The 943-nt window shown below is 45.3% G+C and carries 1 protein-coding gene; it reads right to left on the bottom strand.

Annotated elements, in window-relative coordinates; all coding sequences use genetic code 11:
* The coding region (argH, locus tag A3766_RS06095; protein WP_068641934.1) for an argininosuccinate lyase at positions 1 to 753 on the bottom strand (753 nt) is incomplete at its 3' end.
* Positions 754 to 943: the final 190 nt, after the last annotated feature.

The raw sequence follows: 943 nt of genomic DNA on the forward strand, positions 1-943 counted from the left end.
GTCACGATCACTGACTGAATCAAGAGAGTTCTCACTAGGTCGGTCAAAGCCTAATAACTCGGCCGTAATGCTACGATCAATAGGATAAGTCGTTCCCGCCAAAGCTGCTGCACCTAGCGGCATAATATTCACGCGCTTACGACAGTCCATCAAACGCTCATAGTCACGTTGAAGCATCTCGTTCCAAGCAAGAATATGATGACCAAAAGTGACTGGCTGAGCTGTTTGCAAATGAGTAAAGCCCGGCATTATTGTTGCAGCCTCACGCTTAGCAAGCCTTACCATGCCATCCTGAAGACGAGTAATTTCACTGGCAATCACATCGATTTCATCTCGTAGATACAAACGAATATCTGTCGCAACCTGGTCATTTCGAGATCGCCCTGTATGGAGTTTCTTGCCCGTGATACCAATTTTTTCTGTTAAGGCTGCCTCGACGTTCATATGTACATCTTCCAGTTTGACAGACCACTGGAATTTGCCACTCTCGATTTCTGCCTGAACCTCTTTCAAGCCCTGAATGATTTGCGTTTTCTCTTCTTCAGTCAGCACGCCAACTTTTGCCAGCATCGTCGCATGCGCAATAGAGCCCTGGATATCGTGGAAATACAAACGCTGATCAAACTCTACTGACGCAGTAAATTGTTCAACAAAAGCATCGGTAGGCTCGGTAAAGCGTCCTCCCCATGGCTTTTCTTTACTTGAATCACTCTGCGTATTTAGCTGGCCGTTATTGTCGTTTGCATTGCTCATGTTTGATTACCCATCTACACTGAAATTTGTGGAGTCAAAATTGCGGCGCGCATTGTAGCACAAAAGCGAATAATACGCCTTAGTCATCCCTTGTAAAGAAACCAGTCATTTATCATGCATAGAAACGCCAAGCAATCACAGCCAAACAAAAACAGCCATGCTGATGATTCTAAGCAAGCTTCAGGGAGTG

This window comes from Oleiphilus sp. HI0132 (genome assembly GCF_001635845.1).